This window comes from uncultured Parolsenella sp., assembly GCF_934660935.1.
Lineage (GTDB): Bacteria > Actinomycetota > Coriobacteriia > Coriobacteriales > Atopobiaceae > Parolsenella.
On sequence record NZ_CAKUIH010000006.1, the window covers coordinates 30125 to 43793 of the forward strand.

General features: G+C 65.4%; 14 protein-coding genes. 5 read left to right on the forward strand and 9 right to left on the reverse strand.

The genetic code is table 11. From position 1 onward, the window contains the following. Positions 1-113: 113 nt before the first annotated feature. From Q0H23_RS04300 to Q0H23_RS04320, 5 genes are all read right to left on the reverse strand, one after another. Positions 114-1373, reverse strand: a complete 1260-nt coding sequence (locus Q0H23_RS04300; RefSeq protein ID WP_293836092.1) for a DEAD/DEAH box helicase — start codon at positions 1371-1373, stop codon at positions 114-116. A 79-nt stretch (positions 1374-1452) separates the two neighbouring features. Further along, positions 1453-2313, reverse strand: coding sequence for a MetQ/NlpA family ABC transporter substrate-binding protein (locus Q0H23_RS04305; protein ID WP_293836096.1), 861 nt, complete (start codon positions 2311-2313; stop codon positions 1453-1455). 133 nt (positions 2314-2446) lie between these two features. Next, positions 2447-3124, reverse strand: a complete 678-nt coding sequence (locus tag Q0H23_RS04310; RefSeq protein WP_293836100.1) for a methionine ABC transporter permease — start codon at positions 3122-3124, stop codon at positions 2447-2449. Next, positions 3124-3882 (reverse strand): methionine ABC transporter ATP-binding protein, encoded by a 759-nt coding sequence (locus Q0H23_RS04315; RefSeq protein ID WP_293836102.1) that lies wholly within the window; start codon positions 3880-3882, stop codon positions 3124-3126. Before Q0H23_RS04315 ends, Q0H23_RS04310 begins: the two co-directional genes overlap by 1 nt. A gap of 260 nt (positions 3883-4142) precedes the next feature. Next, a complete protein-coding gene (locus Q0H23_RS04320) occupies positions 4143-4667 on the reverse strand; it encodes a nitroreductase family protein (RefSeq protein WP_293836105.1) in 525 nt (174 codons plus the stop codon). A 368-nt stretch (positions 4668-5035) separates the two neighbouring features. On the opposite strand from Q0H23_RS04320, the gene metA reads away from it, so the two are divergent. Then, positions 5036-6016 (forward strand): homoserine O-succinyltransferase, encoded by a 981-nt coding sequence (gene metA, locus Q0H23_RS04325; RefSeq protein WP_293836108.1) that lies wholly within the window; start codon positions 5036-5038, stop codon positions 6014-6016. 122 nt (positions 6017-6138) lie between these two features. Here metA and yfcE read toward each other — a convergent pair whose 3' ends face one another. The 3 genes from yfcE to Q0H23_RS04340 all read right to left on the reverse strand — a co-directional run bounded on the left by yfcE (position 6139) and on the right by Q0H23_RS04340 (position 8520). Continuing rightward, a complete protein-coding gene (gene yfcE, locus Q0H23_RS04330) occupies positions 6139-6723 on the reverse strand; it encodes a phosphodiesterase (RefSeq protein WP_293836111.1) in 585 nt (194 codons plus the stop codon). A gap of 10 nt (positions 6724-6733) precedes the next feature. Beyond that, complete coding sequence (locus Q0H23_RS04335; protein ID WP_293836114.1) at positions 6734-7885, reverse strand: amidohydrolase; 1152 nt, start codon at positions 7883-7885, stop codon at positions 6734-6736. A gap of 209 nt (positions 7886-8094) precedes the next feature. Then, positions 8095-8520 carry a hypothetical protein gene (locus tag Q0H23_RS04340; RefSeq protein ID WP_293836116.1) on the reverse strand — a complete coding sequence of 142 codons (426 nt, stop codon included), beginning with the start codon at positions 8518-8520 and terminating at the stop codon, positions 8095-8097. A 300-nt stretch (positions 8521-8820) separates the two neighbouring features. On the opposite strand from Q0H23_RS04340, the gene Q0H23_RS04345 reads away from it, so the two are divergent. The 4 genes from Q0H23_RS04345 to dapD all read left to right on the forward strand — a co-directional run bounded on the left by Q0H23_RS04345 (position 8821) and on the right by dapD (position 12880). Beyond that, the gene (locus Q0H23_RS04345; RefSeq protein WP_293836119.1) at positions 8821-10245 is read left to right on the forward strand and encodes a diaminopimelate decarboxylase; all 1425 of its coding nucleotides are present in this window, start codon (positions 8821-8823) and stop codon (positions 10243-10245) included. A gap of 145 nt (positions 10246-10390) precedes the next feature. Then, the gene (gene dapA / locus Q0H23_RS04350; RefSeq protein ID WP_293836122.1) at positions 10391-11281 is read left to right on the forward strand and encodes a 4-hydroxy-tetrahydrodipicolinate synthase; all 891 of its coding nucleotides are present in this window, start codon (positions 10391-10393) and stop codon (positions 11279-11281) included. Further along, positions 11274-12053, forward strand: a complete 780-nt coding sequence (gene dapB / locus Q0H23_RS04355; protein ID WP_293836125.1) for a 4-hydroxy-tetrahydrodipicolinate reductase — start codon at positions 11274-11276, stop codon at positions 12051-12053. The genes dapA and dapB overlap by 8 nt, the downstream gene beginning before the upstream one ends. Before the next feature lie 122 nt (positions 12054-12175). Beyond that, complete coding sequence (gene dapD / locus Q0H23_RS04360) at positions 12176-12880, forward strand: 2,3,4,5-tetrahydropyridine-2,6-dicarboxylate N-acetyltransferase (RefSeq protein ID WP_293814751.1); 705 nt, start codon at positions 12176-12178, stop codon at positions 12878-12880. Between the two features lie 301 nt (positions 12881-13181). Here the strand turns inward: dapD and Q0H23_RS04365 are convergent, their stop codons facing one another. Next, on the reverse strand, positions 13182-13370 hold the full coding sequence (locus tag Q0H23_RS04365) for a ferredoxin family protein (RefSeq protein ID WP_293814750.1): 189 nt from the start codon (positions 13368-13370) through the stop codon (positions 13182-13184). Positions 13371-13669 lie beyond the last annotated feature (299 nt).

The following is a 13669-nucleotide window of genomic DNA, read 5'->3' on the forward strand; positions in this document are numbered from 1 at the left end:
CCTATTCGACAACCGCGGCGTAAGAGTATGAGAAAGGGCCATCGACCTGCGTCGATGGCCCTGCTATTGCGTGTCGTTCGTTTCGCGTCCGCGCTTTCGTGTTCCCGCGTCGCCTAGAAGTGCCTTCCGTAGCGGCCGCCACGAGGGCCGCGGCCGCGACCGCGTGAGCCGCTGAAGAGGCTGCGGGTGGGCTTGGAGGTGCTGCGGCGCTCGTTGGGAACGATGCGGCCCTCAGAGTACGAGAATCCCTCGAGGTCAAAGAGGGGGATGAGCTTCTTGGTGAAGTACTCGATCTCTCGAAGCGGGCTCACCTCGTCTGGCGCCATGAAGGTGTAGGCCTGTCCCGCGGCACCGGCGCGGCCCGTGCGGCCGATGCGGTGGACGTAATCCTCCGGGTCCATGGGGACGTCGAAGTTCACGACGGCGTCAATGCCGGAGACATCGATGCCGCGGCTCATGACGTCCGTGGCGACGAGCACGCGAATCTTGCCATCGCGAAAGCGCTCGAGCGCCTTCTCGCGAGCCTTCTGCGGGCGGTCTGCGTGCATGACATCGACCTTGATCCCACTCTTCTTCAAGGTGCCGCACACGCCGTCGACACGCATCTTGGTGCGGCAGAAGACGAGCACGCGCTCAAAGCTCTCCTGCTTCATGAGGGCCTCGAGCAGCGAGATCTTGTCGCCCTGGGTGACGGGGCAAAGGTGCTCGTCAACCGTGGCGGCCGTCTCGCCGACGCGGGCGATCTCGACCACGACCGGATCCGGGAGCATGGCGTCGACCGTGCCCTTGATGCTGGGCGGGATGGTCGCGGAGAACAGGAGCGTCTGGCGCTTCTCGGGGCAGGCCTTCACGATACGGCGGACGCTCGGCCAAAAGCCCATGTCGAGCATGCGGTCAGCCTCGTCGAGAACGAGGACCTGGACCTCGGAGAGGCTCACGTGGTCATGCTCCATGAGGTCGATGAGGCGGCCGGGGGTGGCGACGAGGAGGTCGCAGCCCTTCTCAAGCGCACGAATCTGCTTGTCGAACTTGGCGCCGCCCATCACGACGACGGTCGACTGGCCGGTCTGCGCGCAGACCTCCTTCGTGACGTCCTCGATCTGCGCCGCGAGCTCGCGCGTGGGCGTGATGACGAGGGCGCGGGGCTTCTTGGGCGAGGCCTTGCCCTTCGTCTCGGCGATGCGCTGGAGCGTCGGCAGGGTGAAGGCGCAGGTCTTGCCCGTGCCGGTCTGCGCGCTGGCGAGCACGTCTCTGCCGTCGAGGACGGCGGGGATGGCGGCTGCCTGGACGGGAGTTGGCTCCGTGAAGCCGAGGGCGTTGACCCCGGCGAGAATCTGCTCGTTTAGCCCGAGCTCGGCAAATGAAGTAGTCATAGCTGCAAGTATGCAGCAACGCCCCCGTCTCTGCACGCGAGACGGGGGCGTTGGTCCCATCATATGGGGCTGATGTCTCTTAGAACACCGGGATGACGGAGCCCTTGTAGGTGTCCTCGATGAACTTGCGGGCGGTGTCCGAGGTGAGGGCCTTCAGGAGGGCCTGGGTCTTCTCGGAGTCCTCGTCGCCATTGCGGACGGCGACGATGTTGGCGTAGGTCTGGGCGGCCTCGGAGTCGGCATCCTCGCTGGCGAGGGTGGCGGAGGTGTCAAGGCCGGCGGAGAGTGCGTAGTTTCCATTGATCACACCGAAGTCGGCGTCCTGGAGGGAGCGGGGAACGGCGGCGGCCTCAACCTCGACGAGCTCGACGTTGTGCGGGTTCTCGACGATGTCGTTGGCGGTGGCCTCGAGGCCCACGCCGTCGGTGAGCTTGATCACGCCCTGGTCCTGGAGCAGCAGCAGCGCGCGAGCCTCGTTGGTGGCGTCGGAGGGAACGGCGATCTTGGCGCCGTCGGGGACGTTGGTGATGTCGGAGCTCTTGCCGGCGTAGAGACCCATCGGCTCGAAGTGGATGGCGCCAGCGCTCGCGAGGTCAGTGCCGTTCTCGGTGTTGTAGTTCTCCAGGTAGGGGAGGTGCTGGAAGTAGTTGGCGTCCAGATCGCCCTCGGAGAGCGCGACGTTGGGCTGGACATAGTCGCTGTACTCGACGACCTTCAGCTCGTAGCCCTGGGCCTCGAGCTCGGGCTTGATTGCCTCGAGGATCTCTGCGTGGGGCGAGGGGGAGGCGCCGACGGTGATGACGTTGTCAGAGGCGGCGCCGGAGGAAGCGGCCGCGGTGGTGGCGGCGCCGGAGTTGCCGCCGCAGGCGGTCAGGGCGAGGGCGAGGCCGGCGGCGGCCACGATGCCGGCGAGCGGCTTGATGTGCTGCTTGATGGACATGGCGGTTCCTTTCGAACGAGAACGATTTGACTGATCGTGGTGGGCAATTTCGATATGAGTAGCCAAAGGGCATCGCCCGAGGGCAAGACTCCGAGTTTGGATTGCGCCGTCTGGCGCTGACTATGTGCGCTCGCTAGGAGCGCATTCGCTTGTCGCAGACGCGAACGAGCAGGTTACACACCGTCTGGATGACCTGGACCATGATGATGAGGATGATTACGGTCGCGAGCATGACGTCGTCCTGATAGCGCTGGTAGCCATAGCGGATGGCGATGTCGCCCAGACCGCCGGCGCCAACGGTGCCGGCCATCGCGGTGTAGCCGAGAATCGTGATGATCACGATGGGGAGGCCGCGGAGCAGGCTGGGAAGGCCCTCGTGCAGATAGACCTTGACGATGATCTCCCAGGTGGAGGCTCCCATGGAGCTGGCCGCCTCGATGAGGCCGCGGTCGACCTCTGCCTCGCTCGACTCGACCATGCGGGCAACGAACGGGGCCGCGGAGATGATGAGGGGGAATACCGCCGCCGGCACGCCGAGGGTGGTGCCCACGACGACGCGCGTCACGGGGATGATGAAGAGCAAGAGGATGATGAACGGCAGCGAGCGCGCCATGTTGACGAGCCAACCAAGGGCGGAGTAGGCGATGCGGTTGGGACGCAGGCCGTCCGGCCCAAGCACTGTGAGGAGCGTGCCCAGGACGATGCCGATGACATAGGCGCCGAGCGTCGATGCGAGCACCATGACCGTGGTGTCGACGGTACCCTGCGCGAGAAGCTCGCCGTACTTGTCGAAGAATGCGGACAGCTCCATTAGCGCGTCTCCCCCTCGAACTGGAGCAGGGCGCGCGTGACGTCTGCCTGCGGGTTGTTGAAGATCTCCTCCGCGGTCCCCTGCTCGACCACACGGCCGTGATCCATGACGACGACGTGGTTGCAGATGCGGCGGGCAACGGCGAGCGAGTGGGTGATGAGGACGATGGTCACGCCGAGCTCCTCGTTGATGCGCGCAAGGAGATCGAGGACCTGGCTGGTGGTGAGCGTGTCGAGGGCACTCGTGGCCTCGTCGCACAGGAGGGTCTTCGGGCGCGTCATGAGTGCGCGGGCGATTGCCACGCGCTGCTGTTGGCCGCCGGAAAGCTGGGAGGGGTAGGAGCCCTCCTTGCCCTCGAGGCCGACGAGGCGCAGGAGCTTGCGGGCGCGCTCCGGAGCCTCGGCGCGGGAGATGCGCTTGCCGGTGCTCGCGAGCGTTGCGGGGAAGATGACGTTGTCGAGCACGGTGCGCTGCTGGAACAGGCTGAAGCTCTGGAAGATCATGCCGATGTCCGCACGGAGTTCGCGAAGCTCACGGCCGCGAAGGCTCGTAACGTCGCGGCCGTCGATAGCGACCGTACCGCTCGTGGGCTCCTCGAGAAGGTTGATGCAGCGCACGAGGGTGGACTTGCCGGCGCCGGACTCTCCGATGATGCTGAAGATGTCGCCAGAGCCGATGCTCAGCGTGACGTCATCGATGGCGTGGAAGGGGCCGGCGGGCGTGTCGTAAACCTTGGATATGTTAGTCAGCTCGATCATGCGGACGAGTATATCAGCGAATCTGAAAGCCGAGCTAAATAAAACCCTATAACCCCACCATGAATTACTGATACGAAACCATAGGACAAAACTATGGCTATCCAGGGAAAAGAGCCGCTGCCTGCATTGCGCGGGCGGCGGCCGGGAGATGTGTTGCGTGGCGGCCGGGAGGTGGGCTGCGCGGTGCCCGGGTGGCGCGGAGATGCCCCGGCGAGTCGATGACGGACCGGCGGCGTCTGCCCGGGCCTTGGGGTGCCTGGCTATTTCACGTAGGTGACGCGGCCTGCGAGGCGCTCGACAGCGGGCTTCTCGCCGCCCTCGTCTGCGTAGCCGAGGATGCAGTGGCCAACGCCGCGCCACTCGCCCTCGACGCCCCACTTGGCGAGCAGGGCCTTGCCCTCCTCGCTCTCGAACTCCTCCTTGGCACGGTGGATCCAGCAGGAGGCGACGCCAAGGCTGTGGGCGGCTGCCATGAGGTTGCCCATGACGAGCGCGCCGTCCTCGACGCAGGTGGCGTTTGCGGGGTTGGAGAGGACGACGATGACGGTCTTGGCTCCGTAGAACGGATCGCCCTCACTGCCCATGATGGCGGCGTTCATGCGGCTGAGCTCGGCGACCGTATCCGGATCAGTAACGACGACGAGGTGCGTGCCCTGCCTGCCCATGCCGCTTGCCGCCCAGAGGCCGGCATCGACGATCTGCTGGAGCTTCTCAGGCTCGACGGACTGGTCAGTGTACTTGCGGCAGCTGCGGCGCGACTCAAGCGTATCGATGAACTCAGACATGGTGTTCCCCTCTCTTGCCCGGATGGGCGAATACATCTGCATGCCTCGGAGATACCCCGTTCGCGATGATTGATATCGCGGAAACGGTAAACAGCCGAAGCGTTTTTGGCGCTTGGGGATTTGTCGTGCGTCTCGCGCCGCGCGGCGAAAGGTGGGCGCCTGCATCTGTCGCGCGGGCGTAACGGCTCCGGCGTGTTGCTGCGCGTCCATGGCTGGGCCGCTCGCCGTGTCCGTCTCGCATGCGATCGGCCGCCTGCGGTACCATTTAGCTTCGTATCTATGCTTGCCGGCGGCAGACCGTCCGGCACCATGGCTCGCGCCGGGTCTCATTCGCCGGGCGCCAGGGCCCAGAAAGGTCTTTTGCTCCAATGCCCATCAACATCCCAGACGGCCTGCCCGCCAAGCGCATCCTCCAGCAGGAGCGCATTTTCGCCCTCGAGGAGGACGTGGCTAGCAAGCAGCAGATTCGTCCGCTGCGCATCGCTCTGCTCAACCTGATGCCCACGAAGATCGAAACGGAGACGCAGATCCTCCGCCTCATTTCGAAGTCGCCCATCCAGGTGAGCGTCGACTTCATGCGCGTCTCGAGCCACGAGGCCACGCACGCGGCGGACCACCTCGTGAAGTTCTACGACACGTTCGACGACCTCAAGTCCAACAACTATGACGGCCTCATCATCACGGGCGCCCCCGTCGAGCAGATGCCGTTCGAGAGCGTCGACTATTGGGACGAGCTCTGCCGCATCATGGACTGGGCCCAGGAGCACGTGCTCTCCACGATGTTCCTTTGTTGGGGCGCATTTGCGGGCCTCTATCACCTGCACGGAGTCCACAAGCGCCTTCTGGGCAGCAAGCTCTTTGGCGTGTTCCCGCAGCGCCTCTGTGATGAGTACAACTTCCTCACGAACGGCTTCGACGAGATTCACAACATGCCGCACAGCCGCCATGCCGCGCCCGATGAGAAGGAGATCGACGCCGATCCGTCTCTCCAGGTGCTCAGCCGCGGTGAGACGAGCGGTCCGGCCCTTATCGCCACGCGCGACTTCTGCGAGATCTACGCGCTCGGCCACTTCGAGTACGGCCGCGACACGCTGGCGGACGAGTACTGGCGCGACTTCCACGCGGGCCTGCCCATCCAGCTGCCGGTGAACTACTTCCCCGACGATGACCCGGAGAAGCAGCCCATTTTCACTTGGCGCAGCCATGCCAACCTGCTCTACCGCAACTGGATCAACTACGTCTACCAGACGACGCCTTACGAGTTCGAGCGCATTCCCGAGGTCGTCCGCGAGCTTCGCGAGCATACCGAGGCGCTCCTCGCAAAGGGTGGCATTCCGACGAAGTTCTAGCGGGTCCTCGCGCCCGCATCCAGCGCCATGGGCTCCGCGCCCGTGCGGATCCGAATGACAAGCGCCCCGGACCATGGGTTCCGGGACGCTTTTCTCGTCCGTATGGGGTTTGTTGCGGCGCGCTACGCCTCCATGACGACCTGGTGAACGGCACCGTTCTCGTAGATGCCATAGCTGTGCGTGCCGTCCTTGGGGATGGAGACGCTGCCGGGGTTGAACGCCCAGACGCCCTCGTGCGTGGGCGCGGGTTCGCTCACCTTCTTGTGGGTGTGACCGTAGAGCAGGATGGAGCCGGCGGGGAGCTCCGGCAGCTTGTCGACGCTGTTGTGGAAGCCCGCTCCGTAGACGTGGCCGTGCGTGAGGAAGAGCTCGCAGCCGGCCTTCTCGCGTGCAGAACCATCCGCGGCGAGCGCGGCCGCGGGGTCGAAGATGGTGGTGTAGTCCGCCATGCAGGGGAAGTTGAGGACCATCTGGTCGACCTCCGCCTCGCAGTTGCCGCGGACGGCGATAATGCTCGACGCGAGCGGGTTGAGCATGGCGATGACCTCCTTGGGCGCGTAGCCCTCGGGAAGGTCGTTGCGCGGGCCGTGATAGAGGATGTCACCGAGGAGGAGCAGGCGGTCGGGCTGCTCGGCGTCGAGGGCGTCCATGAGGCGATGGCACCAGGTGGCGGAGCCGTGGATATCGCTTGCGATGAGGAACTTCATGAGGTTCTCCTTACTCGCACTGCAGAAGGGCGCGATAGGTCTCGAGTCCGCGGACGAGCACGTCCTCGTCCATGCGGAACTCATCCGAGTGAAGCGGAATGCCGGTGCCAGTGCCGAGCAGCATGAACAGGCCTGGCAAATGGCGCTGGTAGAAGGCGAAGTCCTCGGCGATGAGGAGGGGCTCGGGCACGAGCTCGAGCGTGTCCCCGAGGGCGGACTTCGCGAGGTGATAGAGCGCCGCGTCGTTCGTGACGGGCGGGTAGCCGTCAGCGAAGTCGAGGTCATAGGTGCAGCCGTAGGCGGCGCAGGCGTCCGCAAGGCGCTGCTCGACGCCGGCTCGGGCGCGATCGAACATCTCGTCCGAGAAGACACGCAGGCTGCCGGCGACCTTCGTCTCCGCACTGATGGCGTTGCAGACCGTACCGCTCTGCATGAGACCGAACTTGAGCAGGCATGGCTCCTCGGCGGAGAGCTCCGCCATGAGGGCCTCGACGCCGGTGAGGAAGTGCGCGCCGGCGAGCAGCGCGTCGTTGCCGTCCGCACTCTTGGCGATGTGGCTCGAGGTGCCGTGGATGGTCACGTGGGTCTCGCTCGCGCGGGCGAGAAGGGCGCCCGGGCGCGTCGCGACGACGCCGGCGGGAAGGTCCGGCCAGACGTGGAAGCCAAAGATGCGGTCTGCGTGGTAGCGCTCGAACACGCCGCTCTCGCAGACGATGCGGGCGCCGCCTGTGGTCTCCTCCGCGGGCTGGAACACGAACAGGACGTTGCGCGGCAGGGGGCAGGCGCCGCCGTCGCGGACGCCTCGCAGCACCTCGTCCACCCAGCAGGCCGCGGCGAGAGCCATGGCCATGTGGCCGTCGTGGCCGCAGGCGTGCATGTGGCCGGGCTTGGAGGAACAGAACTCGACGCCGCTGTTCTCGGTGATGGGGAGGGCGTCCATGTCTGCGCGGATGGCGGTGGCGGGGCCGCCGGGCTCACGCCCGCAGGCGGCGTCGACGTCGAAGAAGGCGGCGACGCAGCTCTCACAGGGGGCGGTCACCTCGCAGGAGAGGCTCTCGAGGACATCGCGCACGTAGGCGCATGTCTCGGGGAGGTCAAAGGAAAGCTCCGGTATGCGATGTAGGTCGCGGCGAAACTTCGTGAGCAGCTCAAGATTGGTCATGGGACCTCCGTTGCGTGGTGTTGGTGAGCGCGTGCGGCTCGAGTTCGCGCGGCGCCCGCAGGTGCGGGTGCCGCGCGCATCGTTTTCGTTACGAGAATATACGCCACGCCGGGAGTGCTGCGGCCGGAAAGACAACGGGCGCGACAGCCTCGAGTGACGTGCGCCCGGGGGGCGACCGCCCGAGACGCTGCGCGCCTGAGGCGGGCCAGCTACTCGGCGCGCTCCGCCTCGCGGACGTCGCCTCCGCCGTAGTCGATCATGACGCGCTCGATGGAGGAGGAGACCTTGGCGTCCCCCTCGGGCGTCAGGCGCCACTCGGTGAGGAGGAGGTCCATCGTCTGGGGACCGTCCTGAACTTCGAGCGTCACCGTGAGCGTGCCGTCCTTCTCGGAAACGGACTCGATCTTCTGGCCGGGGATGGATGCGCCGCAAAGCTGGAGCTGGATAAAGCCCTCGCGTGGGGCCCAGACGTCGCCGGTCAGGATGGCTCCATCGCCGTCCGCACCCTCGCGTGCGAGGTAGTCGAGGGAGTCGTCCGCGGCGGCGCTCCAGGAGACCTCCTGCTTCCGGCAGGCGGTGAGGCCGAATGCCGCGGTGGCGGCGCTGAGTAAGAACGCCCTTCTCGTGATGAGCATGGCTCCTCCTTAGGGGGAATGTCATGTCGACGTCTCGTAGGCCTTATTTTACCGGATATGGTTTTCGCTGCTTTGGGGGCATGTTTGTGGTAGGGTTGCCCCACTGATAGAGGTGCGGGAGAGAGGGCGCACGGGCGAGCCGGCAGGCATCGACCCCCTGCGTGGGCAACCCCGCCGAACCTGGGCGCCGGGCACGGCGAACCGGGTGGGCCGTCGGGGGAGACCCGCCGGACTGTCTGCAGTGGCCGCGCCGCGGGCGTGGCTCACCGTCCCTGCAGGAGCGCTATCGATTGGAGCCGCATGAGCGCGCCGGAAGACACCTGTCTGCCCACTGGGGCAGCGCAAGGTGAGACGTCGGGGGTCCGCACCACCGCTGACCTCGATCGTCTCCCAAACCATGGGTATGACCTCAAGGTCCCCTTCGCCAGCAAGGCCATGCTTGAGTCCCTGGCGGAGAAGTACCCCACGCCCTTCCATCTGTATGACGAGGCGGGCATTCGCCGCAACATGGAGGCCATCCGCGAGGCCTTCTCGTGGAACCCCGGTTTTCGCGAGTACTTCGCCGTGAAGGCCAATCCCAACCCCGCGCTGATCTCCATCCTGCGCGAGTACGGCTGCGGATGCGATTGCTCGAGCTACACGGAGCTCATGATTGCCGAGGCCGTGGGCGCCACCGGTCAGAACATCATGTTCTCGAGCAACGACACGCCCGCGGCGGACTTCGCCCTCGCCCGCAAGCTGGGGGCGATCGTCAACTTCGACGACATCAGCCACATCGACTTCTTCGAAAGGGTCGCCGGCCCCATCCCCGAGACCGTGAGCTGCCGCTTCAACCCGGGCGGCCTCTTCCAGCTCGCCAACGGCATCATGGATAACCCCGGCGACTCCAAGTACGGCATGACGACGGAGCAGCTCTTCGAGGCGTTCTCCCAGCTCAAGGCCAAGGGTGCCAAGAACTTCGGCATCCACGCGTTCCTCGCGAGCAACACCGTGACGAACGACTACTACCCCAAGCTCGCGCGCATCCTGTTCAAACTGGCTGTCGAGCTCGAGGAGAAGACGGGCGCGCACGTGGCGTTCGTCAACCTCTCCGGCGGCGTGGGCGTGCCCTACCTCCCCGGCCAGACCGCGAACGACATCCGCGCGATCGGCGAGGGCGTGCGTGCCGCCTACGAGGAGATCCTCGTTCCCGCCGGCATGGGGGACGTCGCGATCTATACCGAGATGGGCCGCTTCGTGTTGGCGCCCTATGGCTGCGTCGTGGCGCGTGCCATCCATGAGAAGCGCATCTACAAGGACTACATCGGCGTTGACGCGAGCGCCGTCGACCTTATCCGCCCCGCGATGTACGGCGCCTATCACCACGTGAGCGTCGTGGGCCAGCCCGGCGGCGAGGACAAGACGCGTGCCCAGGCGAGCGAGACCTATGACGTGACGGGCAACCTCTGCGAGAACAACGACAAGTTCGCCGTCGACCGCCATCTGCCGAAGATCGAGATGGGGGACCTCCTCGTCATCCATGACTCGGGCGCTCACGGCTATTCGATGGGCTACAACTACAACGGCCGCCTGCGCGCCGCCGAGGTGCTTCTCCGCGAGGATGGGGGAGACGAGCTCATTCGCCGCGCCGAGACCCCGACGGACTACTTCGCCACGTTCGACGTGCTCCCGGGCGTTCACGCGCGCCTCGCGGCCGAGTCCGAGGGGCTCGCGGGGATCAAGTAGCTTCGCGTGGTCGTGCGGACCGGATCGTGCGGCGGGTGTCGGACGTCTGGCCGCAAGGCTCGCTCGATAACCGGCTGAGAAGTCAAACAACCAGGTATCAGGCTTGTTCGGCAGTCATGCCGGACAATCACATAAGGAGAAAACCATGGACGTACGCAAACTCGAAGGCTCGATCGTAGCCCTCATCACGCCGTTCAACGAGGACGGCTCGGTCAACTTCGACCAGCTCGAGCGCCTGCTCGAGTTCCACGTCGAGAATGGCACGGACGCGATTCTCACGCTCGGCACCACGGGCGAGAGCGCCACGATGACGGACGAGGAGGACAACTCCGTCGTCAAGTTCGTCGTGGACCACATCGCGGGCCGCATCCCCGTCATCGCGGGTTCTGGCTCCAACAGCACCGCCGCCCAGACGGCCAAGAGCCTCAAGTACCAGGAGCTTGGCGCGGATGCCCTGCTCATCATCTCGCCCTACTACAACAAGTCGAATGAGGAGGGTATCTACCAGCACCTCAAGCAGACTGCCGATGCGGTGGACATCCCCTGCATCCTCTACAACATCCCCGGTCGCACGGGCTGTTCCATCTCCGTGCGCAACGTCGAGCGCCTCGCCGCCCATCCCAACGTGATGGGCATCAAGGAGGCAAGTGGCAACATGGCCTATGCCGCGAGCATCGCCCACTGCCTGTCCGATGACTTCCGCCTGTACTCCGGCGAGGACGCGCTCACCGTGCCGCTCATGGCCCTTGGCGGCTCCGGCACGATCAGCGTCTGGGCCGACGTCCAGCCGGCGCTCGTCCACGAGATGTGCCGTGCCTACCTCGATGGCGACACGGGACGCGCCACGCGCATCCAGGTCGAGGGCCAGCCGCTCATCTCTGCCCTCTTCGGCGAGGTCAACCCGATCCCGGTCAAGGAGGCGCTCGCCCAGATGGGCATGATCGACGCCAACTACCGCCTGCCGCTGTACCCCATGAGCGAGGGCCCCAAGGCCAAGCTCGTCGAGGCCATGAAGGGGGCTGGGCTCCTTGACTAACGAGATGCCTGTGCAGAAGGCACCTATCAGGCTCGCCATCATGGGCGAGGGCCGCATGGGTTCGCTCATCCGCTCCACGGCGGAGACGGTTCGCAACGAGGACGGTTCTGCCGCGTTCGAGGTTGTCGCGCAGATCGGCTTCGACCTCTCCGTGGCGGATTCCGCGCCCGCGGCGGACGTCCTTATCGACTTTTCGAACGTCGCGACGCTTCCCGCCGTGTGCGCATATGTGCTTCGCACGGACGCCGCTCTCGTCTCGGGCACCACGGGCTACTCTGACGACCAGATGGCCGAGCTTCGCGAGCTCGCCGAGACCAGTGCCGTGCTGCACTCTGGCAACTACTCGCTGGGTATCGCGGCACTGCGCCATGCCACGGCGCTTGCCGCTCGCGAACTTGCTGGGTTCGACGTGGAGATCGTCGAGACGCACCACAACCAGAAGGTCGACGCCCCGAGCGGAACGGCGAAGCTGCTGCTCGACGCAGTGGTCAAGACCGAGGCCGAGGAAGGGCGTGGCGAGTATTACCCCGTCTATGGTCGCGAGGGCATGCTGGGCAAGCGCGATTCGCGCGAGATCGGCGTCCACGCGCTGCGCGGCGGCACCGTCGCCGGCGTGCACACCGTGAGCTTCTTTGGGACGGACGAGGAGGTCTCGCTCACGCACCGCGCCACGAGCCGCCAGATCTTCGTGAACGGCGCCCTCGCCGCCGCGCGCAAGATGGTGGGACGCGAGCCGGGCTTCTATGGGTTCGACGAGGTTATGTTCGGCTAGGAATCGATTGTTGCCCGTACGGTGGGATATGCCCCATCGCGCGGATTGGAACGCTCGCTCGTCTCCGTCGCTCGCATGGGTGCGGGCGGAGGCGGGCGACTCACTACGAAAGGACGCGCCGCATGGACGCACAGGAGATTATCAACTACATCGCGACGGCTCCCAAGAAGACGCCGGTCAAGGTCTATATCCGCCTGAAGGAGGGTGCCTCCGTCGACCTTTCCTGCGCCGACCATGTCTTTGGAACGGACAAGAACAAGGTCGTCTTTGGTGACTGGGCGCTCCTCGAGCCGGTGCTCGATGCCGCTGCTGGCTCCATCGAGGACATGGTGGTCGAGAACGACGGCCGCAACACCGGCGTGCCGATGCTCGACAAGAAGGGCATTCACGCCCGCATCGAGCCGGGCGCCATCATCCGTGACAAGGTGGAGATTGGCGACAACGCCGTCATCATGATGGGCGCCGTCATCAACATCGGATCGGTCATCGGTGACGGCACGATGATCGACATGGGCGCCGTGCTGGGTGGTCGCGCCACGGTGGGCAAGAACTGCCACATCGGTGCCGGCACCGTGCTCGCGGGCGTCGTCGAGCCGGCGAGCGCCACGCCCGTCATCATCGAGGACAACGTGCTTATCGGCGCGAATGCCGTCGTGCTTGAGGGCGTTCGCGTGGGCGAGGGCGCCGTGGTCGCCGCGGGAGCCGTTTGCGTCGAGGACGTGCCTGCGGGTGCCGTGGTGGCTGGCGTGCCGGCAAAGGTCATCAAGCAGGCGAGCGAGGTGGCCGAGGGTAAGGTGTCTCTGGTCGACGCCCTGCGCAACCTGTAGGAAGTCCGGGCGCGGGGTGGCGGAAACGTCGTCTCGCGCCTGCGTGCTTGCGCGCTCGTGCACCTGCGTGCCCGCGCCCGTGCGGACGCGCGAGGACATGCGGCCCGCGCCTATGGCGTCGCGCGGTGCCGACACATCCGACACATAACAGGAGAGGGAGACGAGCCTTGCGGTTCGCCTCCCTCTCGCTTTTTGCGCCTAGCCCGAAAGCCCCCTTGTGGCGCTGGGCATTTGCCCAAGCCGGACTACCTCTCCGTAGTCCGGCAAATCGCCCGGATGAATCCGAGCGTCCCCCAACTAGTTAGTCCTCAGCGATCTCGGTGATCGCGCCGGCCGGGCAGGCCTCCTGGCAGGAGCCGCAGGCAACGCAGGAGTCCTCGTCCTTGACCTGAGCGGAGTCGTCGCCGAGCTCGAGGACATCGCACGGGCAGGTGTCAACGCAAACGCCGCAGGCGACGCACTCGTCAGTATCGATTACGGGGTGAGCCATGATAGATCCCTTCTCCAAAAATGCCATAGCAATGTGATCCCAGTTGCTGGGGCAGCCAAAAAGTAAGCCTTGGTAACCTCTCTAGCTGCTCCTTTACGTGAGAATACCAATCGGCGGCGCGAATGCAAGACGTTGTCGAAAATTGCATGGCTTGCATTCGCGAACGGCATACTTCGAGGTAAAACCCCACCTTTAATAGGGTATTTAACCGGAACGAACGGCCGGTGGCGGTTTGGAGTGCATGCGCAGCCCAGAGCTGGGGGTTTGCCTCACGGTGATCCCTAAAGTGTCCAAAACAA